The following is a 21,465-nucleotide window of genomic DNA, read 5'->3' as shown; positions in this document are numbered from 1 at the left end:
CCCGTTTTTTGGGGATGTAAGACGGAAAATTCCGAGCGGCCGGCAGCCCAGGTCGAGCGCGCCTTGGCCCGGGTCGGTCTGCGGGGTTCTAGTGGTCTCTCGGCGGCTGGCTGGAAGACTGCATGGTCGAACTTGCCGGGGCGGACGCTTCGAGTCGGCCGGTTCAGCGCGTAGCGCCAAACTCTAGGCGCATGCCGGCGGTCGCTTGCGGATTGAGTGCTCCGTTTTGCCAGATGAGGTCACCATTGACCAAAGTTGCGAGCACGCGCGCGCTGAATGTCCGCCCCTCGAAGGGCGACCAGCCGCATTTGCTCAAGACTTCGGCGCGGTTGATGGCGTGCGGGCTGTTGGGGTCGATCAGCACCAGGTCGGCCCAGTAGCCCTCGCGGATGTAGCCGCGACCTTGAATGTTGAAACAATCGGCCACCGCGTGGCTGGTTTTCTCGACCAGGGTTTCCAGCGTCAGGGCGCCGACGCGCACATGTTCAAACAGACTGGGTAGGGCGTGTTGCACCAGCGGCAGGCCGGCTGGGGCGGCGAAGTAGGGCGCATCTTTTTCGCTGAGCAGATGGGGGGCGTGGTCGGTGGCGATCACGTCGATGCGGCCCTCGGTGACTGCGGCAAGCAGCGCGGCGCGGTCTTCTGGCTGTTTGATGGCGGGGTTACATTTGATCAGGCTGCCTTTCTCGGCATAGTCGTGCGCGTCAAAATACAGGTGATGCACGCAGGCCTCGACGGTGATGCGCTTGTCGCGGTGCGAGCCGGGCTCGAATAACCCGAGTTCGCGCGCCGTGGTGAGATGCAGCACATGCAGGCGGGTGTTGTGCTGGCGCGCCAGCTCTACCGCAAGCGAGGACGAACGCCAACAGGCTTCTTCCGAGCGGATCAGCGGATGCATCTCCATCGGCACCGTCTCGCCGTATTGCTCCCGATAGGCTTGCTCATTGGCGCGAATGAGCGGGGTGTCTTCGCAATGGGTGGCGATTAGCACCGGTGCCTCAGCAAAGATACTCGCCAGCACCTTGGGGTCATCGACCAGCATGTTGCCGGTGGATGCGCCCATGAAGACCTTTACACCGCAGGCGGCACCGACCGGCAGGCGGCGGATGGCGTCCAGATTGTCGTTGCTCGCGCCGAGGTAGAAGCCGAAATTGGCCGGCGAGACCTGGGCGGCACGCTGGTACTTGGCCTCCAGTGCCTCCAGGCTCAGCGTCGGCGGCTGGGTGTTGGGCATCTCAAGAAAGCTGGTGATGCCGCCGGCCACCGCCGCGCGGGACTCGGTCGCGATCTCCGCCTTGTGCGTCAAGCCCGGCTCGCGAAAATGCACCTGGTCGTCGATCATGCCCGGCAGCAGCAGGTGGCCGCGCGCATCAATGGCCTGGTCCGCCGGTCGCGATTGAAGATCGGCACCGATCGTATAGATGCGTCCGTTGCGGACGTACAAATCGGCATCGTATTGACGCCCCTCGTTTACCACGCGCGCATTGGTAATCAGCAGTGTTTTCATCGCAATCAGCACTCGTTTAAGGGAATAGGCATCAGCCAGGCGGATGCCATCCTGCTACGACCCATAGGCGCCGCTCCGCCAGCGCGCTCGGCCAAGGAATCGGGGAGATCAAGTGTGACGGTTGTCATTGTCGCGTTCCCTCGTTCTTGCGGACAGAAAATTCAAGGCCCCTGATGATCGATTACAGTGTTCGGAGCGGAGATTATTCAGAGCAGATCGCCGTCCTGATTAGACACCGAGATCATTTAGTTGTAACCACCCGGACCGCAGCGTCGCTCCAGCTGCTTGATGATGCGTTTTTTCATCACCATCGTTCATAGATAGGGACTCAACAACCGTGCCGCGCCGTCGCGCAGTTTAATTGGCACCGAGCGGGTGCGCATCTGCTGGGCGTTGATCTCTGTTGCCGCCTGTAGCTTGGCATCGAACAACAGCTGAAGGTGGCGGGCGAGGGGACGGTCGTAGACTTCTACATTTAGCTCAAAATTGAGTCGCAGGCTGCGCGGGTCCCAGTTCGAGGAGCCAAAAAAGCACCAGAGATCATCCACCAGCATGAGTTTGGTGTGGTCGAAGGGCGGTGGCGAGAGAAACATCCGGCTGCCGCCGGCGAGAATCTGCCGCGTCTGCGCCTGGGCGGCCCATTCGACGAATCTGAGATTATTGCGCTCGGGGAGCAGAATTCGCACATCGACGCCGCGCAGCGCGGTGACATTGAGCGCGGTGAGCAAGACCTGATCCGGCAGAAAGTAGGGGGAGATGATACAGACGCGTTGACGCGCCTGGGCCAAAGCGCCAAGCATCATGCGGCGGATGACGTCGAAGTCCTCATCGGGTCCATCTGGCAGGCAGCGCGCCAGGCTGTCTCCCAGCGGCATCAGGGGCGGAAACCAGGCATTACCGCTCAGGCGCTCGCCGGTGGTGAAATGCCAGTCCACTTCGAAGGCGCTCATCAGGCCGCGCACTACCGGCCCCTCCAGATGAAAATGCAGATCCTGCACCGGGTTGCGGGGGCGGTTGGCCAGCAGGCAACCACCGCGAATGTTCAGCCCGCCGGTAAAGCCGACGCGTCCGTCGACCACCAGAATTTTGCGATGATTGCGCAGATTGAGGTACTGACTGCGAATCGGCAGCAGGGACTCAAGAAACACCGCCACTGGCACCCCCAGGCGCGCCAGCAGGCGCGGTGCGCGCGGACGGCTGTAGCGCTGACCGACGGCATCGATTAGCACCCGCACCTTGATGCCACGGCGATGAGCGCGTTCGAGCGCGGCGACAAACTGGCGGCCAGCCGCGTCGATATCGAAAATATAAGTAGAGAGGGCAATGCTGTGATGTGCTCCATCAATGGCGCGCAGCATCTCCGGATACGCCTGATCGCCATTGATTAACGCCCGCACCCGATTGCCGGATTCCAGCACCGATTGGGTCAAGGCATCACCGAGATGCCCGAGCGCCACCCAGTGGGGGTAGCGCTGCTCAAGCAAATGATGCGCCCGATCTTCGGCCGCAATTCTTGCCGACTCGCTCTGCGCGGAGCCTTGGGGCCGCAGCCGATGGGCCTTTCGCTGGATGCGGTTGACGCCGAATACCCAATAAATTAAAAGGCCGATCAGAGGTGCGAGCCAGACCAGGCCAGTCCAGCCCACAGTGGAGGCTACATCCCTGTCGCTAAGCAGAATGTGCGCCGTGGTTAGAATTACCGCGAGCATCTGCGCCGTGAGCACAAGGTGCAGGCCCAGATCTTCAAGCTCCAAAATCAACTCCATGCGATACTCTCGATGCTGTTGGCAACTTGCACCCTTGCATTATGACCCATGAACCCACAACCGGAAGCTGGCGGCTGCTGCGTCCGCTGTTGTTTCGGCTCGATCCTGAGTTGGCCCATCGTTTGACCCTGACACTGGCAGGTGCCTGGTCACGGGCGCTGGACCGCCTGGATGTGCCATCGCGGACAAAGACCCTTGGCCAGACCGGCGTTCGGCGTCTGATGGGGATTGATTTTCCCAATCCCGTCGGGCTGGCAGCCGGGCTCGACAAGGACGCTACTGCGGTGCAAGCCTGGCAGCGCATGGGCTTTGGTTTTGTCGAGGTTGGCACGGTGACTGCGCATCCCCAGCCGGGCAATCCGCGTCCGCGGCTGTTTCGCTTTCCGCATCAGGGTGCGTTGGTCAACCGAATGGGTTTTAACAACCTGGGTGCCGAGCACATGGCCTGCCGGTTGCGCGCGCTGCGCGAGGGCGGATGCCTGCGTGTGCCGCTTGGGGTGAATATTGGCAAGTCCAAACGCGCTACTCCCGCAGAGGCCGCAGCTGACTATCGCCAGAGTTTCTCGGTACTGGGTGACTGGGCAGACTATGTCGCGGTGAATATTTCCAGCCCTAATACGCCTGGCCTGCGAAATCTTCAGAGTATTGATGATGTCAGGCGCATCATCTCGGCGGTGCAGACAGTCAATCAGGGGCTCGCCGCGCCCCGTCCGCTATTGGTCAAGCTGGCACCAGACCTGGCTGATGATGACGCTATCGACTGCGCCCGGGCAGCCCTGGACGAAGGCTGTGCGGGTTTGATCCTGACCAACACCACCATTGATTTCTCGGCCTTGCCCGAGCCGCCCGCCGGGCTGAGCGGCGGTCTGTCCGGCCGGCCATTGTTTGCCCGCAGCACAGAACTGCTCGCCAGGCTGCGCGCGGAACTGGGTGAACAGGCGGTACTCATTGGCGTTGGCGGAATCTTCTCGCCCCAGGATGCCGTGGCAAAGCTCAACGCCGGCGCCGATCTGATTCAGCTCTACACCGGGCTGATTTACCATGGCCCGGCTCTGGTGCGGTGTATCCTTGGTCAAGACTTGGAGTTGCGGCCAAGGTCTTTGGGACTGTGAAAACTCCTTGCACTTAAGAACGCGCTTGCGGATCATTTCGCCACTCTGAAACCGCGCCCGCCGGATACCGTCCCGCTTCAATCGGCAGGCGACCTTTATAGGCCGGTTTACGCGCCTGCCTGCTGGAAGCCGACGCCCATGTATAGCGACGACCGACTGGTGATTCTGGATGCTGATGGCACCACCATCGATGCCTTTCGCGCGATCGAAAAAACCTTTAACCATCACAGCATGGACATAGGTCCGCTGGCGCGTTTTCAGAAGCGGCGCAACATCTTTAAGTATCTTGGTGGCTTCAAGGAGATGCCGCAAAACCTGCGCCAGCAGATTGGCTGGCAGAAGCGCACCAAGCTGGTGGCTACCCTGACCGAGGTCTACCGCGAGGAGGCGCGCATGTTTGATGGCATCGAGCATCTGATTCATGCGCTGGCCGAGGCTGCGGATGTGAAAGTCGGCATTGTGACCCGCAACATTACCAATGATCCGCTAAGCACCCTGCATCGACTGTTCGAGCGCCATGGGCTGGACCACGGCATGCTCGACTTTCTGGTGCACCTGCCGCTTAGCGAGCATAAGCTGCCCTATTTTCGTGAGCTGCGCGAGCGCTTTAAGATTAATCCGGCGCGTGCCTATGCCTGTGGTGACGAGGTGAAGGACTACCGCGCCGCAGTCGGCACCGGCATGCATCCCTTTATGGTGTCCTATGGGTTCGAGGATTTCGAGCGCCTGCATGTGCGCCACGAGATCCCGGCCGAGGTCATTTTGCCCACACCGGATGCGCTTGCCGAAAGGGTCACTCATGCGCTTGGCTTGCGCCTGAAAACTCCACGCGCGGGCTAACCGTTCGTCGGCTCGCGAGGTTCCGAGGCAGGCTAAACGAGATTTCCGGTTGACACATTAGTAACCGCTAATATAATTAACTTCGTTGGCGCCGCATTGGCGTCAGCTCGAAAGCAATAACTCAACGGAGATTGGATAATGAAAAAGCTTGCAACCGCAGCGGCTGTGGCCGCACTTCTTGGTGTTTCAGCAACCGCCAGCGCCTGGTGGGGTCCGGGTGGTGGCTACGGCCCTGGCTACAATGATGGCGTTGGTGATTTCTGGAACGATATGTTCGGAGACGGCTACGGCGACTTCAACATGAGCTTCAGCGGCGGTGGTCGCGGGCGTGGCAATGGTCGCGGTTATGGGCGCGGCTATGGGTATGACGCTCCCTACTACTATGGCGGCCCTTACGGCTACCCCTATGGTGCGCCAGTCGCTCCTTACGGCGCCCCGGCTCCTTATGGCGCTCCAGCCCCCTATGGCGCGCCTGCTCCGCAGCAGCCGCAGGCTGAGCAGCAGTAAGCTCGCTGAATCCAGTCCGCTACCGGCACCCAAGTGCCGGACGTGGGCTCATCGGGCAAAAAGGCCGGCCATGGTGCCGGCCTTTTTGCGTTTGAGTCGGGCTTGTCTACTCAGGGACGTTTGGCGGATCGAAATCATCGGCGGGTTCTGCTTCCGGCGATTGCCGTTCCAGCCATTCATTGAGCAGGCTGACATGCTCTGCTTCTTCGGTGGCCATTTCCGACGCGAGGTCGCGCACCTTTGCATCTTTGGTGTGATCGGCAATCCCTTGATAAAAAGCCCGCGCATGTTCCTCGTTAAACAGCGCCACCCGCAGCGCCTGGGTGGCGGTCATCAGGTAATTGACTTCTTCGTCCAGACAATGGCTCTCCGGCTCGTCCGGGCAGTTCCATTTGAATTCCCAAGGTGGAATCTGCGGCAGCTTAAGCCCGTGGGCGTGCGCCTCAATCGCGGCGGCGTGGGCCTCGCTAAGCTCGGCGAGCTCGCGGAATAGCCCTGCCACCTCGGCGTTGTGATGCACTTCCATGCTGTCGGCGAGTTGGTGGAAGCGCCCGGCTGACTCGTGCTCGAGTTCCAGGGCATGGGCGCAGAGTTCTTCCAGCGACTCAATCGAGTGCGATTCCTGTTTAGATGGGGGTTCAGATGCGGTTTGGTTCATAGCAGAAACTCCGCTTCGATCTCACTGAGCTCAGCCTCAACTTGGTTGCGCGGCTGATAGACGGGCGCTCGCTGGGCATAGAGTACGCCGAGCGCCAGGCCGTCGTCGCTCTGGATGAGTCGCGCGGCTTCGCTCGGGTCCGCCGGTGCGGGCTCGGCAATCGGATGCACTGCCTGCTTCCAGGCTTTCTGCTCTGGGCGAAAGGTCTGGCAGGGGCTTAGCACTTGCACCAGCGCGAAGCCAGGGTGCTCAAGCGCTTGCACCAGCAGCCGAACCAGCTCGTTGGGTGCGCCCGCGTAGCCACGGGCGATGAAGCTGGCGCCGGAGGCGAGCGCAATGGCGGCAGGATAAAACCGTGGCACGCCGGTACCGTGTGGGGTGAGCTTGCTGTGGGACCAGTCGGGCTGGGTGGTGGGCGATGCCTGGCCTTTGGTCATGCCATAGACCTCGTTGTCCATGACGATATAGGTCATGTCCATATTGCGCCGGCAGGCATGCAGGAAATGATTGCCGCCGATGGAAAAACCGTCGCCATCGCCGCCGGTGACCACCAGAGTGAGGTCTTGTCGCGCCGCCTTGAGCCCGGCCGCAAGTGCCAGGGCGCGCCCATGCACACCATGAAAGCCATAGCCGTCGATGTAGGCCGGGATGCGCGAGGAGCAACCAATGCCAGAGACGGTGACGACTTCGTTTTTCGGTAGGCCGAGGTAGGCAAATGCCTTGGTCAGGGCGGCAAGTACGCCAAAATGTCCGCACCCTGGGCACCAGACCGGCTTGACATCGGACTTGTAGTCTTTGGCCCTTAGAGTGGTGGAGGAGCTCTTGGGGCGCTCGGCGCTAGGTGTGGTCATCAGCAGGCTCCGCAGCAATGGCGGTGAGGATTTCCGCCGGGCGCAGCGGCAACGGCCCCGGGCGGGCAAAAGACCTGGCGCCCTCCGGCAGGGCGGCCTCGGAGCGCAGGTAGTGGAATAGCTGGCCGTCCTGATTCAACTCGATTACCCAGACCTGAGTGCCGGTGGTGGCTGCGTGCAGCGCCGCGCGTTGCAGGGGGGCGATGAGCCGCAGACCGAGCACCCGGGTTGGGCGGCCACTGGCATTGAGTCTGGCGGCGGCCTCGAGCACCGCGCCGTGACTCGAGCCCCAGGTGAGCAGACAGAGGTCGCCCGCACCGGTGATCTCGGCCCAGAGTGGCCCAGCGTCGAACTGCGTCAGCTTATCGCGGCGCTTGGTCAGTTGCGCGAGATGGTCGCCAGCCAGGCTGGAAGGGGTGCCGAACTCGTTGTGCTCGAGTCCGTCGGCGGTGTAGCTGAGGTCCGTCAGCCCAGGGGCACTGATTGGCGAAATGCCATCCTTTGTGAGTTGGTAGCGCTGGTAGTCGGCGCCCGGATCGGCTGTGGCGCAACGGCGGCCAAGGGGCAGATTGGACAGATCGGGTGTCTCTGGCGGATCAACAATGACGCGCGATTGCCCCAGGAGCTGATCGGACAGCACAATGGCGACCGTTTGCAGATGTTCGACCAGTCGTGTCGCCCAATGGAGCGTGAGCACGCAGTCGGCGATATCCAGGGCCGCTAGCACCAGATGGGGCGCATCGCCATGCAGTCCGTAGAGGGCGATGTTGAGATCCGACTGTTCGGACTTGGTCGGGATGCCGGTGCTCGGTCCGCCGCGCATGACATTGATGACGACGATGGGGGTTTCGCTCGCCACGGCAAGGCCGATTCCCTCCATCATCAGGCTGAGTCCGGGACCGGAGGTGGCCGTCATGGAGGGCACGCCGCCGAAGGAGCTGCCGATGATCATGTTGATGGATGCCAGCTCGTCCTCGGCTTGCAGCAGGCCGCCGCCAAGACGCGCGATGCGCGGGGCCAGCCACTCGAGAATCTCGGTTGCCGGGGTGATGGGGTAGGCCGCCACAAAGCGCACGCCACCGCGCAGCGCACCCAGTCCAGCGGCCTCGTTTCCGCTGAGGCTCCAGCGACGGGGTACCTCAGACGGTGCGGGGCTTGCGTCGGCCTCAGCCGGAAGCTGTTGGTAACCAAGGCCAATGCAGGCATGGGCGGCGGCGATGACCTCCGACCCTTTGGCGCTCAGGATTGCGGTAGCGGCTTCGAGTACCGCCGACAGCGGCAAGCGCGCGCAGGCGGCGATGGCGCCGACTGCGACCATGTTGAAACGCCCGCTGGGCATTGTATCTGCGAGTTCGCGCAGATTGATCCAGCGCGTTTGTTCGCGATAGGGCTCAAGCTCGGGCGGCAGTTTGCCAGCGCCGGGGTCGGCGAGTATGAGGGTGTCGGCAGTGAGCGGGATTTCACCGGCGAAGCGGGCGAAATTTCCCCAATCGAGCGCGGCCAGGATACCGAAGCTGTCGCCCATGCAGGTGACGGGCGCGGGGCCAAACCGTAGCATGGCGGCCGACTCGCCACCGCGAATTTGCGGGCCGGCCGAGCGCGTCATTAGCCCATAGTAGCCAGCGCGCGCTGCCGCCTCGAGCACCAGCATGCCGGCGGTGACGGCGCCGCTGCCGCCCGAGCCAGTGATGGCGCAGGATTGATACCAGTCAGACATTCATTACTCGCTTCGCGCCAGAAGCATCATCCGTGCAGGCGCTGCTTTAGAAAGACATGGGCCGACTCGCGCGGCCTTGCTCCGCATCAGGCTTTCAGCCGGCCATTGAGCACGGGCTTCAGGCGTTCGAGAATGTCCTGATGAATGCGCAGATTGCCGGCCACCACATTGCCGGTTTCGAAAAAGCGATCACCGCCAGCCATGTCGGTTACGGTGCCGCCGGCCTCCAGCACCAGTAGGGCACCAGCGGCGAAATCCCAGGGCGAGAGGCCAAACTCCCAGAAGCCGTCCAGACGCCCGGCGGCGACATAGGCAAAATCCAGCGCCGCAGAGCCTGGGCGCCGCACGCCAGCGGTCTCGGGAATCATCACTCTCAGAGTCTCGAGAAATAACGCGAGTTCGTCCTGGTCCTTAAAGGGGACTCCGGTGCCGAGCAAAGCTCCGCGCAGGTCGCGCCTGTTGCTGACGCGCAGGCGCCGGTCATTGAGCAGCGCGCCGCCGCCGCGGCTGGCGGTGAAGAGTTCTTCGTGCAGCGGGTCATAGACCACCGCTTGCTGCATCAGGCCGCGATGGCGCAGGCCGATGGAGACGGCAAACTGGGGAAAACCGTGCAGATAATTGGTCGTCCCGTCGAGCGGATCGATCACCCACTCGAAGTCATTGCCGGAATGCTGACCGCTTTCCTCGGCCAGAATGGCGTGACTGGGGTACTTGCTGCGGATTTCCTGCAGGATGGCCGCCTCGGCGGCACGGTCAACCTCGGTGACGAAGTCGTTTGGCTGCTTGGTGGAAATGATGAGTTCATCACGTCGCTCGAACGAGCGCATGATAACGCGCGCGGCACTGCGTGCGGCGCGAATGGCGATATTTAGCATGGGGTCCATGGGATAACCATACCGCAAGAGCGTCTGAAATGGCACCCGTTGCGGTGAACTCCTTGCTATCCCGAGCACTCAGCCATCGGCGACTCCACAGCGGAGTGCCTTTTTGGAGGCGACTCGAAGGTTTCGGCGTTGGTATCAAAGCCGCCGGCGTAGTAGCCTGTCTTCCGCGTGAGCTTGTCATTGTGCGGCCGCTCGTCTCCGCGAGAATGCGCCGCCAATGCCACCCCACACAGAAGAGAGGATGAAGCAATTGTCCAGCGCCGCGCGCACGCCCCCTTATAGTCCAGCGCCCCCCCCACAACTGAATCACCTTCCGCAATCGCGCCACGGCACCATCGGCGCAATGACCGCTCGCGCGGACGCGATCGATAAGCACCAAGACCGCTCCTCGCGCAACCTCGCCTTTATCGATGCTTCCCAAGCCGCCGGCGCCCAGTCCTGGGTCCCCATCATCTACCGCCAAATCAGCCCCGGCCAGTTCCACGGCCGCATGGACATCGTCGACTTCGGCGACCTGACGTTGGTTCACGAGCAGCACCATCAAAGCGTCAACAAATCCGGCGCCCTACCGCCCGGACAATGCACCCTGTCGTTCATTGATCGCGGTCATCACGACGCGCGATTTTCCCAGTTTGTCATCGCTGGCGAGGACCTGGCTTTCTTCCAACCCGAACAGCACGAGTTCGACATCCTGATGCCAGGCGGTCACACCAACAGTTACGCGCGCATCGACCAAAACGCGCTGATCCGCGACCTGCATATCCTGGATGCCGCGCTCGCCGATCGCTTGGGCGCTAGCCGCTCCCTGCAATCCCTGGGCACGGTCGGCAAGGCTCGGCTGGAAAGGGTCATGCACCAGATTCTCACGGTTGGGAAGGCGCCAGGAACGGGTCGCGGTGGGGCAGACCCTGCTGGACTGCACGCCATCCTGAAGGAGCAAATACTGCTCGCGATCACGGCCTCTGGCCCGTGGCACTCGGGGGACGCGCCCTACCTGCACGGTCGCCGACGTGCATGGCGTACCGCGCGGGCGGCGCGCGAGTTCATGGAGGACTGCCTCAACCGGGGCATAACCCCTGGAATGGTGGACCTGTGCGCGCATCTTCATGTCTCGGAGCGCACCCTGCGCTACGTTTTCAACGAGCAGATGGGATGCCCACCGGCAACCTACCTGCGCCGACTGCGCTTGAACGGCGCGCGCGCCGAGCTGCTTGATCCCGGCGCCGCGACCACCTCGGTGACGGCCGTGGCGACCCGCTGGGGCTTCCTGCAAATGGGGCATTTTTCCCGGGATTATCGCGCGCTTTTTCACGAAAAGCCCTCACTCACCCTGGCGCGCGCGCTCAGCGTCTGAACGCGCTCAGTGCCTGAACATGACCCAGCTCCACCCGCCGTTCCCGCGGCGACCCTAAGTCTTGCCGGAATTGCATAGTCGCGACGCATTGAAACGGATAGAGTCCCGCCGCGTCGATTGCTTGAATGCTCAAGTCCGCGCGGGAGAATCGCGGTGCGGATCCAAAAAACCAAGGATACTGGCCGCCTGCCAGGTCCGCGTCATTCCATGAGAGGTCACGACCATGCTCCCAACCGATCCCTACTTCCTTCCCTACCAATGGCACTTGCTCAATTTCGGACAGTTCGGTGGTCGCCCCGGTGTTGATCTGAATGTGGTTCCGGTCTGGGAAGACTATACCGGCGCCAACGTCACGGTCGGCGTCTTCGATGCCGGCACCCAGGTCACCCACCCCGACCTCCAACCCAATTGGGACCCTGACTTGCAACCGATGATGGCCGGCCATCCCGTCAACCCCAGTCCCTACGGCTGGGGAGAGGAAGTTGGTGCGCACGGGACCGCCGTTGCCGGATTGATACTTGGCGCGCGCAACGGCCAAGGCATTGTCGGCGTTGCCTATGACGCCACCTTTGGCGTCGGAATTTATGATCCCGACTCCGAAGCCTGGGCAGTGAGCGGTGCGTCCAGCTACGAGGCCTTTAGTGAAACGCTCAACCACCAGCGCTTCCTCTATGACGTCACCAATAGCAGTTATGGCACGAATACTCCCCTGACGGATCAAAATTTTTCCGAGACCGCCGGCATTGAAAGCTCTGTCATTCTTGGCAGAAATGGTCTGGGCACCATCAATGTCATCGCCGCTGGCAACGAGAAGACGGGTAGCAGGCCGGTTGACGGCATGGACAGAGACGCCCGTTGGTCGACTGACGGTGGCTTCGAGGCGCTTCGCCAAACGGTGTCTGTCGCCGCCGGCACCAATCAAGGCGACATCATGTGGTATAGCAACCCCGGAGCATCGCTTTTGGTGACAGCCCCGGTCAGTTACAACCTCCCCGCGGAGGATGTCGCAAACACCCTAATGCCATTCCAATCCACAACGACGGATTTGCTCGGAACGGACGGCTACTCTGTAGACAACTCGCCCGAGATTGACGATAACTACTCCGATCAGATGGCCGGCACCTCCGCGGCGGCCCCCATGGTCACCGGCGTGGTGGCTCTCATGCTGGAAGCCAACCCTGCGCTTGGCTATCGGGACGTGCAGGAGATTCTCGCCCTCAGCGCCCGACCGAACTGGCAGCAAGGAGCAACGGAGGTCGATCGATGGCAAACCAATGGCGCCGACCACTTCAACGGCGGCGGGATGCGCTTCAGTCACGACTATGGCTTCGGTTTTGTCGATGCCTTGGCCGCTGTGCGTATCGCCGAGACCTGGACCGAGCAGCGCACCCGTTTTAATGAGGTGAGCATTCCAGAACCCCTTTCCCTCAACCTCAACGACGTTCCCATTCCGGATAATTCAGGCGAGCCATTAAGCTACAGCTTTGAGGTCACCGACGCCTTCGAGGTCGAGTGGATCGAGGTCGGCGTCGCTATCGAGCATGAATGGTGGGGCGATCTGGCCATCTCCGTCATCTCCCCGGCAGGAACCGAGAGCCGCTTGCTGGTGCGCCCCGGCGTGGTGCCTGACTCGGTCCTGGATTATCGCGTTGCGATCGATGACCAATTCGATCCCGAGATGAATCAAGGCATGCAAGGCAGAGAAGATCTCGATACCAGCTTCGTCTCGACTGCCTCGCGGGGTGAAAGCACCCTCGGCACCTGGACCGTCCAGGTCTGGGACCTCGGCGAAGGCGCCGCCAACGGCGAGCTCGATGGCTTGGGTTTGCAGCTTTATGGAAATCCGGAAGGGGAAACGACAGAGACCTTTTTCTACACCGACCGCTACGCCGACCTGGCCAGCGCCGAGCCTTGGCGTCAGACCCTGGCCACCGATGGCGAAGCCCGCATCAACGCGGCGGCCGTCACCAGCGACACTGTGATTCACCTCACGCCTGGCATCACCGGCGAGATCGCCGGCACACCCTTCAGGCTTGCCCCAGGGTCCCAAGTCACCGAAGCCATAGGCGGCGATGGGGCCGACGCGCTATTCGCGGCGACCTGGGACAGCATCCTATTCGGCGGGCGCGGCGATGATTTGCTTTTCGGCAATGCCGGCGCCGACATCCTCGTCGGCGGGCGGGGTACCGACCTAATGAGAGGAGCAGCGGGAGCCGACCGCTTTGTATTCGAAACCGACAGCGGTCGCGATCGCATCGCGGACTTCGACCCCAACAACGACCTTATCGAGGTGGATCAAGCCATCAACGGCCAGATCCTCGCCGGCCCCTCGACACTGCTCGAGACCGCCTTCACCGATGCACAGGGTAACGCGGTGATCAACCTCGGCGCTGGCAACCAGGTAACCTTGCTAGGTCTGTCCGTTGATGAACTCAGCAGTGATGTGTTCTCACTGGTTTAGCAAAGCACAAAGGTTTGCTTCCACGTCAACACGGGAGCACGCCTTTGGTGGTCATCGATCCGCCTCTGTCGCGCGCGAGTTGGCATGCTCCAAATGAGTATCGGATTCCCAGGGACGGCGCTCAAACGCTGATGCAAGGGGACGAAAGGCGACCAAGGCGTTATGCTTAAGCGGCCCCCGGGATCAGCGTGGAGGTGACAGCTCCGCGCATCAGCGCCCGCCCGGTGCTGGAGAATCAATCAATCCCGCGGACGATGAACCCTGCAAGTATTCAGCTCCAACCGAAGGCGAGACCATGGAAATTCTGACAGAAACACAATCCGATGCGCTGATTTTCGTGATTTCGGGGCGTCTCGACGGCAGCACCGCCCCGGATCTCCAGGAAACCATGCTCGGCCAACTCGATGCCGCGCCCGTGATTCTGGTCGACTGCGCCGCGCTCGATTACATCTCCAGCGCGGGCTTGCGCGTGCTCTTGCTGGCCACCAAGGAGTGCAAAAAAGCCCGCCGCCCCTTCGGCCTGTGCGGCCTGCAGGAAGAGGTGCGGGAGGTCTTTAAGCTCAGCGGCTTCAGTTCCATCATCGAGACCTTCGACTCGCGCGAGCAGGCGCTCACAAAGCTCTCAACACCCGCCTGACCCCGGCCGTTAAGCTCCGGATGCTGGACTTGCGACCCCTTCTGCTGTGCGCGGCCCTGGTCACCCCACCGCTGGCCCAGGGCGCCGCCCCAGTCTCCGCGGACGGCGCCGACTCCCTGCCCGCAGTGCGCATTGCACTGCAATGGAGCCCCCAGAGTCAGTTCGCCGGGTTCTACCTGGCGCGGCAACAGGGCTTCTACACCGCCGCTGGCGCGCGGGTGAGCTTGCTGCACGGCAATGCACTGCGTTCCTCGCTTGCATGGCTGCGGCAGGGCAAGGCTGAGTTGGCAACGGCCTTTCTGGCCGACGCCATGGTCGCTGCCGCCAATTCAGATACTACGGCGGCTGAGGATCCTCGCCCGGTATTGATTGGCCAGCTGGTGCGACGCTCCAACCTGATGCTCCTGGCATGGAAGGATCACGGCATCTCCCACTTGGAAGATCTCGACGGCCGCCGCGTCAGCCTGATGCCCGGGCCTTTTTCCGCCGCGATTCGCGCGCTCCTCGCCGAACATCAAATCCAACCCGAACTGATTCCCCAATACGGCACGGTGAATCTGTTTCTGCACCGCGGCGTCTCCGCCTGCGCGGCGATGGAGTACAACGAATTTCACCGCGTCTGGCAGGCTGGCGTCGACACGGATCAGCTAACGGTTTTTCTCCCGCGCGAGCTTGGCTTTGATTTTCCCGAGGATGGTCTTTACGCCCGCTCCGACTGGCTCAAGGATCACGGCGAGCTGGCGCAACGGCTGTGGAATGCCACCATAAAGGGCTGGGAATACGCCCGCGACCACCCGGAGGAAGCCCTGGATCTGGTTCTGACCGAGGCCAAGCACGCGGGCATCCCGGCCAACCGCCCCCATGAGCGTTGGATGCTCAAGCATTTGCTGGCAGCCATCTTCGGCGAGCACTCCGATGCGGCATCCGCGAATGGGCAGCTCTCGGCGCGTGCCTATGCGGCCACAGCCAAGGCGCTGATCGCGGCTGATTTCATCAAGGCGCCACTACCTTTCGCTGTCTTCTGTCCGAGGTGTGACGCCAAGGATAAGACTCCATCCATGGCTAGGGAACCGCGGCCGCGTCCGGCCACGGTCCCCGCCTCAGTTCCAGGCCCAACTCCCAACTCTGCCCCCAGCCCAGGGGCGCGTCCAGCCCGAGACTCAATTCCCCGCTCACCCCCCAGTGCGAACGCGGACGCATCGCCAGATGAAAGCGCCAACTCCCGCTGAAATCGCCCCCTCAGGCGACCTGGAAATACGCCCGGTTCCGCTGCGGGCGCGGCTGCGCAACCGCCTGCTGCTGTCGACCGTGGGCATCGCCGGACTCATCCTGTGCGGATTACTACTGTGGAATTATCTGAGCTTCCGCGAGCGTCTGACCGAGGACGCGCAAATCCGCGCGCGCTTCCTTGCCAATGCCGCCGCCGACCGCATCGACATGACCCTCGGCCGCTTGCAAAGCCTGGTCGATGGCATGGCGATCAGCCTCAATGCCACCGCGCTCGATCTGAGCCTGGAGCAAGTGCGCGCCTTGCAGCGAGAAGCCCTGCGCGGCACCCCCGCTCTCTACGGCATCGCCTTCGCCTGGCTGCCAGAGCGCAAGCCACCCGGCTGGGACGCCTGGTCCCCCTACAGCTATCGCGCCGAGGGCACGCTGAGATACACGGATCTCGGCCACGACAACCGCGACTACATTGGCCAGGACTGGTTTTACCTCCCGCGTTTTCTCGACCGACCCGTCTGGACCGAGCCCTACATCTGGACCGGGCCATACCTCAAAACCACCGGCGTGCGCATGGTGACCTACTCGGCTCCGGTGCGCCTGCCCTCGCCAGATGGTCCCGTCTTCGCCGGTGTCGTCACTTGCGATATCGAGCTGACCTGGCTCGACCGGATGTTGGCCGAACTGCCCTTGGGCGAGAACGGCTATGGCTTCCTGCTGAGCCGCAATGGCGTACATATCAGCCATCCGATCGCCGAACTCACCATGGACGAGTCCATTTTCAGCGTCGCCGAGGCCCGCGGCGACCCCGATCTGCGCAAGGCCGGCCAGGCGATGCTATCCGGTCAGCCCGGCATACGCGCATGGGTCGGCTGGGCGAACGATGAAACCAGCTGGCTGGCATGGGATCGGCTCGCGACCACCGGCTGGACATCCGGGGTGTTGATCTCCCAGACCGCGCTCAATCGCGATATCGCCCAGCTCACCCAGATCGAGGCGCTGGCCGGCGGCGGCGGACTGCTGCTGCTGCTGCTGACCGTCGGCTGGATCGCCCGCTCCATCACCCGGCCCATCACCGCGCTGAGCGAGGCCGCGCCCGGCATCGCCGCCGGTCACCTCGACGAGCCGCTGCCGGAACCCAAGGGCGAAGACGAGGTCGCGCGGCTCACGGCGATCTTCCGCACCATGCGCGACCATCTCAAGGGCTACATCGCCGATCTGCAAGCCACTACCGCCGCTCGCGAACGCATTGAGGGCGAACTGCGCATCGCGCGCGATATCCAGATGGACCTGGTCCCCAAGACCTTCCCGGCCTTTCCCGAGCGCGAGGACATGGACCTGTTCGCCATCATCGAGCCGGCGCGCGAGGTGGGCGGGGACTTCTACGACTTCCTGCTGCTCGATGACGACCATCTCTTCTTGGCCATCGGCGACGTCTCTGGCAAAGGCGTGCCAGCGGCCCTGTTCATGGCGGTCACCCGCAGCCTGCTGCGCGCCGAGGTCAAGACCGACCGCGATCCGGGCCGGGTGCTGGCACGGCTGAATAACGCTCTGGCCGAGCACAATGATGCCTGTATGTTCGTTACGGTGTTCTGTGCCCTTGTGTCCCTGTCTGATGGGCGGGTGCGTTATGTCAATGCAGGCCATAATCCGCCGCTGTGGTTGCGCGCGGATGGTCGGGTGGATTGGATCGACAGCCCAAGCGGCGTCGCCGCCGGCCCCATTGCCGATCTGGACTACGCAACCGGCCAGCTGACCCTTGCCCCCGGCGAGAGCCTGCTGCTGTACACCGACGGCGTCAACGAAGCCATGAACGCCGACGACCAGGAATTCGGCAACGAACGCCTGCACCAGCGCATGCGCGCCAGTCAGTCACTGAGCTGCCATGATGCCCTCCATGCCCTGCTGGCGGACATTCGCGCTCACACCGGCGAGGCCGAGCAATTCGATGACATCACCATGATGATGTTTCGCCGCGAGGAAGCACAGATGAACCAGCCAAAACGCCTCACCCTGACCAATGATCTCTCCGAGCTCGGCCGCCTGGCTGACTGGCTCGAGCGCTTTGGTGACGCGCACGGCATCCCGCGCAAAGTCATTCACCCGCTCAATCTGGCACTCGATGAGCTGGTGACCAACATCATCCACTATGCCTACCCGGACGGCGAGGCCCACAGCTTCACTCTCGAGCTGCGCCCCCTGGGAGATCGCCTGGAGGCCGAGCTCGTCGACGACGGCATCCCCTTCAACCCACTCGAAATGCCCGACGCCGACACGGAATCGGACGTCGAGGAACGCCAGATCGGCGGGCTAGGCATTCACTTCGTCCGCCAGACCATGGACGGGGTTTACTACCAGTTCGAGCAGGGACACAATCACCTGCGGCTGATCAAACGCCTTGCCGAGACATGATGGCGCGGCTGACGTCTGGGTACCCAGGAGCACCCTGAAACCATCAGGGCTGAAACCATCAGGGCTGGAACCAGACTCGGAATCGGAACGGAAATCACGGCCAACTGGACATCTTGGATTTTCAGGACGTGACGGTTTTTCACGAGCACCACGACCAAAGCGTCAACAAGTCAGGTGCCCTTCCGCCGGGACGCCGCTGTCCGGGGACGCGCCCCACCTGCATGGCCGCCGGCGCCGCGACCACCTCGGTGTGGGATGCGGGTGAGCGATGCGGGTTGGCGCCAAGGCCTGCTATCCTTTGGCGCTGAGTTTCGTTCGCCCGAGCACTGTAAAGATGCGCTATTTCAACACCGAAGGCCCAATCCATTGCACCCAGCATTATTGCCTACCGCCGCTCACACGCTGGGACATGGAGGAAATCCTTGGACTAATCGAGCGCCAGAAGTATTTCCTGCTCCACGCCCCACGCCAGACCGGCAAGACCAGCTGCATGATCGCGCTGATGGAGCAGCTCAATCGGGTCGGGCGGTATCAGGCACTCTATGTCAACATCGAAACGGCGCAGACCGCGCGCGAGGAGGTGCCCCGCGCCATGCGTGCCATCTGTGGCGCCATTGGCGCCTCGGCGCGCGGTCTTCTTGGTGAGGAGCGCCTGTTCGAATGGCTGAACCAGGCCCTGGCTGAACAAGGCGCCGACGGTGCGCTAAGCGGCATGCTCACCCGCTGGAGCGCGGCGGCCGAGCGGCCCATCGTGCTGCTGCTCGATGAGGTTGATGCCCTGATCGGCGATACCTTGGTATCCCTGCTGCGGCAACTGCGCACTGGCTACACCCAGCGCCCGGGGCTGCCCTTTCCTCAAACCGTGATGCTGTGCAGTGTGCGCGATTTACACGACTACCGCATCCACGCCCGCTCCGAGCCGGCCCCCATCACCGGCGGCAGTGCCTTCAACATCAAGGCCAAATCACTTCGGTTGGGCGACTTCTCACCGGAGGAAACCCAGCGTCTGCTACAAGAGCACACCCAGGAAACCGGCCAGGCCTTCACCCCCGAGGCGCTGACCCGCGTGTGGGAGCTGACCCAAGGCCAACCCTGGCTGGTCAATGCGATCGCCTATCGCACTTGTTTTGAACAACCCGAGGGGCGGGATCACCGCCATCCAATCAGCGTCGCGATGATCGATGCGGCCAAGGAGTCAATGATTGTTGAGCGCGTCACCCATCTCGATCAGCTTGCCGACAAGCTACGCGAAGAGCGAGTGCGGCGTGTCATCGAGCCGATGCTGGCCGGTGAGACGCTGGACAGCGTGCCTCTGGATGATCGCGACTACCTGGTCGACCTTGGTTTGCTCCGTCGCGCCCAAGGCGGCGGGCTGGAGGTGGCTAATCCCATCTATCGCGAAGTGCTACCTCGCATGCTGGCATCGGGCCCACAAGATTCGCTACCCCAGAGCGCTCCCATCTGGCTCGATGCCCAAGGTCGGCTCGACCCCGAGCGCCTGCTAAAAGCGTTTCTCGGCTTTTGGCGTCAGCACGGCGAGCCGCTTCTGCGCAGCGCACCCTATGCTGAAATTGCGCCACATCTGGTGCTCATGGCATTTTTGCATCGGGTCGTGAATGGCGGCGGCAGTCTGGAGCGCGAGTACGCCATCGGCGCGGGGCGCATGGATTTGTGCCTGCGCTATGGCTCGGTCACCCTCGGTATCGAACTCAAGGTCTGGCGCGACGGACGCCCGGATCCGATCACCGAGGGTCTGACCCAGCTCGATGGCTACCTGAACGGACTGGGTTTGGACACCGGCTGGCTCGTGATTTTCGACCGCCGCGCCGGGCAGCCGCCGATTGAGGCACGCTCCCGGGTCGAGGAGGCCAGCAGCCCAGCCGGTCGGCCGATTCGGGTGATTCGTGCCTGAGCGACACAATCACCTGCGGCTGATCAAGCACCTCGTCGAGACATGATGACTGTCAAGTCCCGAGCGTCTTTGCGATCAGACATCAAACGCGGTGATCGGAAAGGCTTTTGAAATCGTCGAAATACAACGCGACCAGTTGCCTCATTCGCTCCGCCACGGCCTTTTCATCGAGCTGACTGAGCTCCTCATGCCAGGTCGCGGCCAAAGGCAGGAAGATATCGACGAGCCTCGGATCAAAATGACTACCCGCTGACTCGGTGATAATCGCGAGCGCTTGCTCAACGGTCATTGCCTCTTTGTAAGGTCGGCGCGAGGTTAACGCATCGAAGACGTCAACGATGGCGAAAATCCTTGCCACAAGAGGAATTGCCTCGCCAGACAAGCCATTGGGGTAGCCTTCGCCATTGTATTTCTCGTGATGACAGCGCACGACGGCCTCGGCATCCTTCAGCCACGAAGAGCCCCGAATAATCTCGACACCATGATCGACGTGCGTCCGCATCACGCCAAACTCCTGCTCGTCAAGGCGTCCTGGCTTGAGCAGAATGTTGTCAGGAATGGCAATCTTGCCGATGTCGTGAAGAAACGCACCTTTCACGAGGGCGCGGATATCTGGCAACCCCAGACCCAGCCTCTCGGCGAGGCGAACGGCGTAAAGTGTCACCCGGTAATTGTGCGCGCTGGTATCGCTATCGCGCTTGGCGATCATCGCGCCAAGCATCTCAAGCATTTCCAGATTGGCATTCAACAACTGCTTGACCAACAGCTCGAGATGCCATTCCCGCGACTCAACCTTGACCACCATCATCCCGAATGCCTCGGCGAGCGCCGTGATACTCCGCGGCAAATCCTGCCCCGCGGTCATCGCCATGAGGTTGTCGACTTCCCTGTAATCGCCCGCGGCAATCAGCTCCGCCACCTTCCTGAGTCGCTCTAGTGAGCTTCGCTCCTCGGCGGTCAGCCCGCGCGTGCTTCCAGGCGAATTGGCAGGCACTGTTGTGTTCTTTTGCAAGCTCATGCAGGTTTCTGTTGCACTGTCAGATAGCAAGACGCACAAGGGTCTTGGGGCGAGCCAGGCGCCCATGGACACGGCGGCTGTGCGCAAGCTCTAGCCACTGATGATAACGAAAGCGTCTCCCACGGCGACCCTTATTGTCCCGAAGGCGAGGCAAGTCACATTCTCCTGATTTTTTGCTCCAGAAAACAGCAGCGGCGGCACTTGTGGACGCAAGTCTTGCCGGAATTGCATAGTCAAAACAAGCCGCCCAAGCTAGGCTTGCGCCTCGGGATTTTACCGGTTCCCGGGTGCGAGATTAGGCTGCCACTTCGTTACCGTGAAACAACGGGCTTCATCCTCCGGGGTGGCCGTGACCATGAACGTTAGGAGATTTTTAACAATGTCCACGCAAGACCTACAAGCGTTGATGAAAATGGTGGTAGACGGTTGCCGACCCACAGCTGCCACCGGAGCTGAGTACCACGACAGCGAATCCGCATCCGGCCACTCCAACTGATCAGCACTGCCTAACTGGCAGGGATCGCTGGTCGATCCAGCGAGAGAGAACGTCCAGCACGGATCGCCATTTGGCTCCTTGCCTGACCAGTGCGAAGCTGGCACATTGAGTC

16 protein-coding genes and 1 CRISPR repeat array (1 of these 17 cut by a window edge) are annotated in these 21,465 nt (G+C 62.2%); of the genes, 9 read left to right on the top strand and 7 right to left on the bottom strand.

From position 1 onward, the window contains the following. Positions 1-23: direct repeats of the CRISPR family, unit length 37 nt; it reaches 1,969 nt to the left of the window's first position. 140 nt (positions 24-163) lie between these two features. Then, positions 164-1,507: a dihydroorotase gene (locus Thiofri_RS20935; RefSeq protein WP_009148086.1), complete on the bottom strand. Its 1,344-nt coding sequence runs from the start codon at positions 1,505-1,507 to the stop codon at positions 164-166. A 314-nt stretch (positions 1,508-1,821) separates the two neighbouring features. Further along, entirely contained in the window at positions 1,822-3,216 is a 1,395-nt protein-coding gene (gene cls, locus Thiofri_RS20930; RefSeq protein ID WP_143741918.1) for a cardiolipin synthase, read from the bottom strand. A 98-nt stretch (positions 3,217-3,314) separates the two neighbouring features. Between cls and Thiofri_RS20925 the strand changes: the two genes are divergently transcribed. The 3 genes from Thiofri_RS20925 (at position 3,315) to Thiofri_RS20915 (ending at position 5,732) form a co-directional block, all read left to right on the top strand. Beyond that, complete coding sequence (locus Thiofri_RS20925) at positions 3,315-4,385, top strand: quinone-dependent dihydroorotate dehydrogenase (protein WP_009148084.1); 1,071 nt, start codon at positions 3,315-3,317, stop codon at positions 4,383-4,385. A 138-nt stretch (positions 4,386-4,523) separates the two neighbouring features. Beyond that, positions 4,524-5,225, top strand: coding sequence for an HAD family hydrolase (locus tag Thiofri_RS20920; protein WP_009148083.1), 702 nt, complete (start codon positions 4,524-4,526; stop codon positions 5,223-5,225). Positions 5,226-5,363: 138 nt separating this feature from the next. Then, positions 5,364-5,732, top strand: coding sequence for a sulfur globule family protein (locus tag Thiofri_RS20915; RefSeq protein WP_009148082.1), 369 nt, complete (start codon positions 5,364-5,366; stop codon positions 5,730-5,732). Between the two features lie 106 nt (positions 5,733-5,838). On the opposite strand, the gene Thiofri_RS20910 is transcribed toward Thiofri_RS20915, so the two are convergent. The 4 genes from Thiofri_RS20910 to Thiofri_RS20895 all read right to left on the bottom strand — a co-directional run bounded on the left by Thiofri_RS20910 (position 5,839) and on the right by Thiofri_RS20895 (position 9,842). Next, positions 5,839-6,390: a ferritin-like domain-containing protein gene (locus Thiofri_RS20910; RefSeq protein WP_009148081.1), complete on the bottom strand. Its 552-nt coding sequence runs from the start codon at positions 6,388-6,390 to the stop codon at positions 5,839-5,841. After that, positions 6,387-7,241: a thiamine pyrophosphate-dependent enzyme gene (locus tag Thiofri_RS20905; RefSeq protein WP_009148080.1), complete on the bottom strand. Its 855-nt coding sequence runs from the start codon at positions 7,239-7,241 to the stop codon at positions 6,387-6,389. The genes Thiofri_RS20910 and Thiofri_RS20905 overlap by 4 nt, the downstream gene beginning before the upstream one ends. Then, positions 7,228-8,958, bottom strand: coding sequence for a 2-oxoacid:acceptor oxidoreductase subunit alpha (locus Thiofri_RS20900; protein WP_009148079.1), 1,731 nt, complete (start codon positions 8,956-8,958; stop codon positions 7,228-7,230). Before Thiofri_RS20900 ends, Thiofri_RS20905 begins: the two co-directional genes overlap by 14 nt. A gap of 86 nt (positions 8,959-9,044) precedes the next feature. Further along, positions 9,045-9,842: an inositol monophosphatase family protein gene (locus Thiofri_RS20895; protein WP_009148078.1), complete on the bottom strand. Its 798-nt coding sequence runs from the start codon at positions 9,840-9,842 to the stop codon at positions 9,045-9,047. Between the two features lie 241 nt (positions 9,843-10,083). On the opposite strand from Thiofri_RS20895, the gene Thiofri_RS20890 reads away from it, so the two are divergent. The 6 genes from Thiofri_RS20890 (at position 10,084) to Thiofri_RS20865 (ending at position 19,839) form a co-directional block, all read left to right on the top strand. Then, on the top strand, positions 10,084-11,196 hold the full coding sequence (locus Thiofri_RS20890) for a helix-turn-helix domain-containing protein (RefSeq protein ID WP_190275796.1): 1,113 nt from the start codon (positions 10,084-10,086) through the stop codon (positions 11,194-11,196). A gap of 223 nt (positions 11,197-11,419) precedes the next feature. Next, positions 11,420-13,657: a S8 family serine peptidase gene (locus Thiofri_RS20885; protein ID WP_009148076.1), complete on the top strand. Its 2,238-nt coding sequence runs from the start codon at positions 11,420-11,422 to the stop codon at positions 13,655-13,657. Positions 13,658-13,952: 295 nt separating this feature from the next. Beyond that, a complete protein-coding gene (locus Thiofri_RS20880) occupies positions 13,953-14,294 on the top strand; it encodes an STAS domain-containing protein (protein ID WP_009148075.1) in 342 nt (113 codons plus the stop codon). 20 nt (positions 14,295-14,314) lie between these two features. Further along, the gene (locus Thiofri_RS20875; protein WP_009148074.1) at positions 14,315-15,523 is read left to right on the top strand and encodes an ABC transporter substrate-binding protein; all 1,209 of its coding nucleotides are present in this window, start codon (positions 14,315-14,317) and stop codon (positions 15,521-15,523) included. Further along, on the top strand, positions 15,501-17,927 hold the full coding sequence (locus Thiofri_RS20870) for a SpoIIE family protein phosphatase (RefSeq protein ID WP_009148073.1): 2,427 nt from the start codon (positions 15,501-15,503) through the stop codon (positions 17,925-17,927). The genes Thiofri_RS20875 and Thiofri_RS20870 overlap by 23 nt, the downstream gene beginning before the upstream one ends. Before the next feature lie 334 nt (positions 17,928-18,261). Next, positions 18,262-19,839, top strand: coding sequence for an ATP-binding protein (locus Thiofri_RS20865; RefSeq protein WP_040855638.1), 1,578 nt, complete (start codon positions 18,262-18,264; stop codon positions 19,837-19,839). A gap of 82 nt (positions 19,840-19,921) precedes the next feature. Here the strand turns inward: Thiofri_RS20865 and Thiofri_RS20860 are convergent, their stop codons facing one another. Then, positions 19,922-20,857 carry an HD-GYP domain-containing protein gene (locus Thiofri_RS20860; RefSeq protein WP_009148071.1) on the bottom strand — a complete coding sequence of 312 codons (936 nt, stop codon included), beginning with the start codon at positions 20,855-20,857 and terminating at the stop codon, positions 19,922-19,924. Between the last annotated feature and the right edge of the window lie 608 nt (positions 20,858-21,465).

This window comes from Thiorhodovibrio frisius, from assembly GCF_033954835.1.
In the GTDB taxonomy this organism is placed as follows: domain Bacteria; phylum Pseudomonadota; class Gammaproteobacteria; order Chromatiales; family Chromatiaceae; genus Thiorhodovibrio; species Thiorhodovibrio frisius.
This window is presented reverse-complemented; position numbering and strand designations above follow the sequence as displayed.

What these genes read in the sequence shown, in the direction of transcription:
- Thiofri_RS20935 (WP_009148086.1), bottom strand. Translation starts at nt 1,507, where the DNA reads ATGAAAACACTGCTGATTACCAATGCGCGCGTGGTAAACGAGGGGCGT.
- cls (WP_143741918.1), bottom strand. Translation starts at nt 3,216, where the DNA reads ATGCTCGCGGTAATTCTAACCACGGCGCACATTCTGCTTAGCGACAGG.
- Thiofri_RS20925 (WP_009148084.1), top strand. Translation starts at nt 3,315, where the DNA reads ATGACCCATGAACCCACAACCGGAAGCTGGCGGCTGCTGCGTCCGCTG.
- Thiofri_RS20920 (WP_009148083.1), top strand. Translation starts at nt 4,524, where the DNA reads ATGTATAGCGACGACCGACTGGTGATTCTGGATGCTGATGGCACCACC.
- Thiofri_RS20915 (WP_009148082.1), top strand. Translation starts at nt 5,364, where the DNA reads ATGAAAAAGCTTGCAACCGCAGCGGCTGTGGCCGCACTTCTTGGTGTT.
- Thiofri_RS20910 (WP_009148081.1), bottom strand. Translation starts at nt 6,390, where the DNA reads ATGAACCAAACCGCATCTGAACCCCCATCTAAACAGGAATCGCACTCG.
- Thiofri_RS20905 (WP_009148080.1), bottom strand. Translation starts at nt 7,241, where the DNA reads ATGACCACACCTAGCGCCGAGCGCCCCAAGAGCTCCTCCACCACTCTA.
- Thiofri_RS20900 (WP_009148079.1), bottom strand. Translation starts at nt 8,958, where the DNA reads ATGTCTGACTGGTATCAATCCTGCGCCATCACTGGCTCGGGCGGCAGC.
- Thiofri_RS20895 (WP_009148078.1), bottom strand. Translation starts at nt 9,842, where the DNA reads ATGGACCCCATGCTAAATATCGCCATTCGCGCCGCACGCAGTGCCGCG.
- Thiofri_RS20890 (WP_190275796.1), top strand. Translation starts at nt 10,084, where the DNA reads ATGAAGCAATTGTCCAGCGCCGCGCGCACGCCCCCTTATAGTCCAGCG.
- Thiofri_RS20885 (WP_009148076.1), top strand. Translation starts at nt 11,420, where the DNA reads ATGCTCCCAACCGATCCCTACTTCCTTCCCTACCAATGGCACTTGCTC.
- Thiofri_RS20880 (WP_009148075.1), top strand. Translation starts at nt 13,953, where the DNA reads ATGGAAATTCTGACAGAAACACAATCCGATGCGCTGATTTTCGTGATT.
- Thiofri_RS20875 (WP_009148074.1), top strand. Translation starts at nt 14,315, where the DNA reads ATGCTGGACTTGCGACCCCTTCTGCTGTGCGCGGCCCTGGTCACCCCA.
- Thiofri_RS20870 (WP_009148073.1), top strand. Translation starts at nt 15,501, where the DNA reads ATGAAAGCGCCAACTCCCGCTGAAATCGCCCCCTCAGGCGACCTGGAA.
- Thiofri_RS20865 (WP_040855638.1), top strand. Translation starts at nt 18,262, where the DNA reads ATGCGCTATTTCAACACCGAAGGCCCAATCCATTGCACCCAGCATTAT.
- Thiofri_RS20860 (WP_009148071.1), bottom strand. Translation starts at nt 20,857, where the DNA reads ATGAGCTTGCAAAAGAACACAACAGTGCCTGCCAATTCGCCTGGAAGC.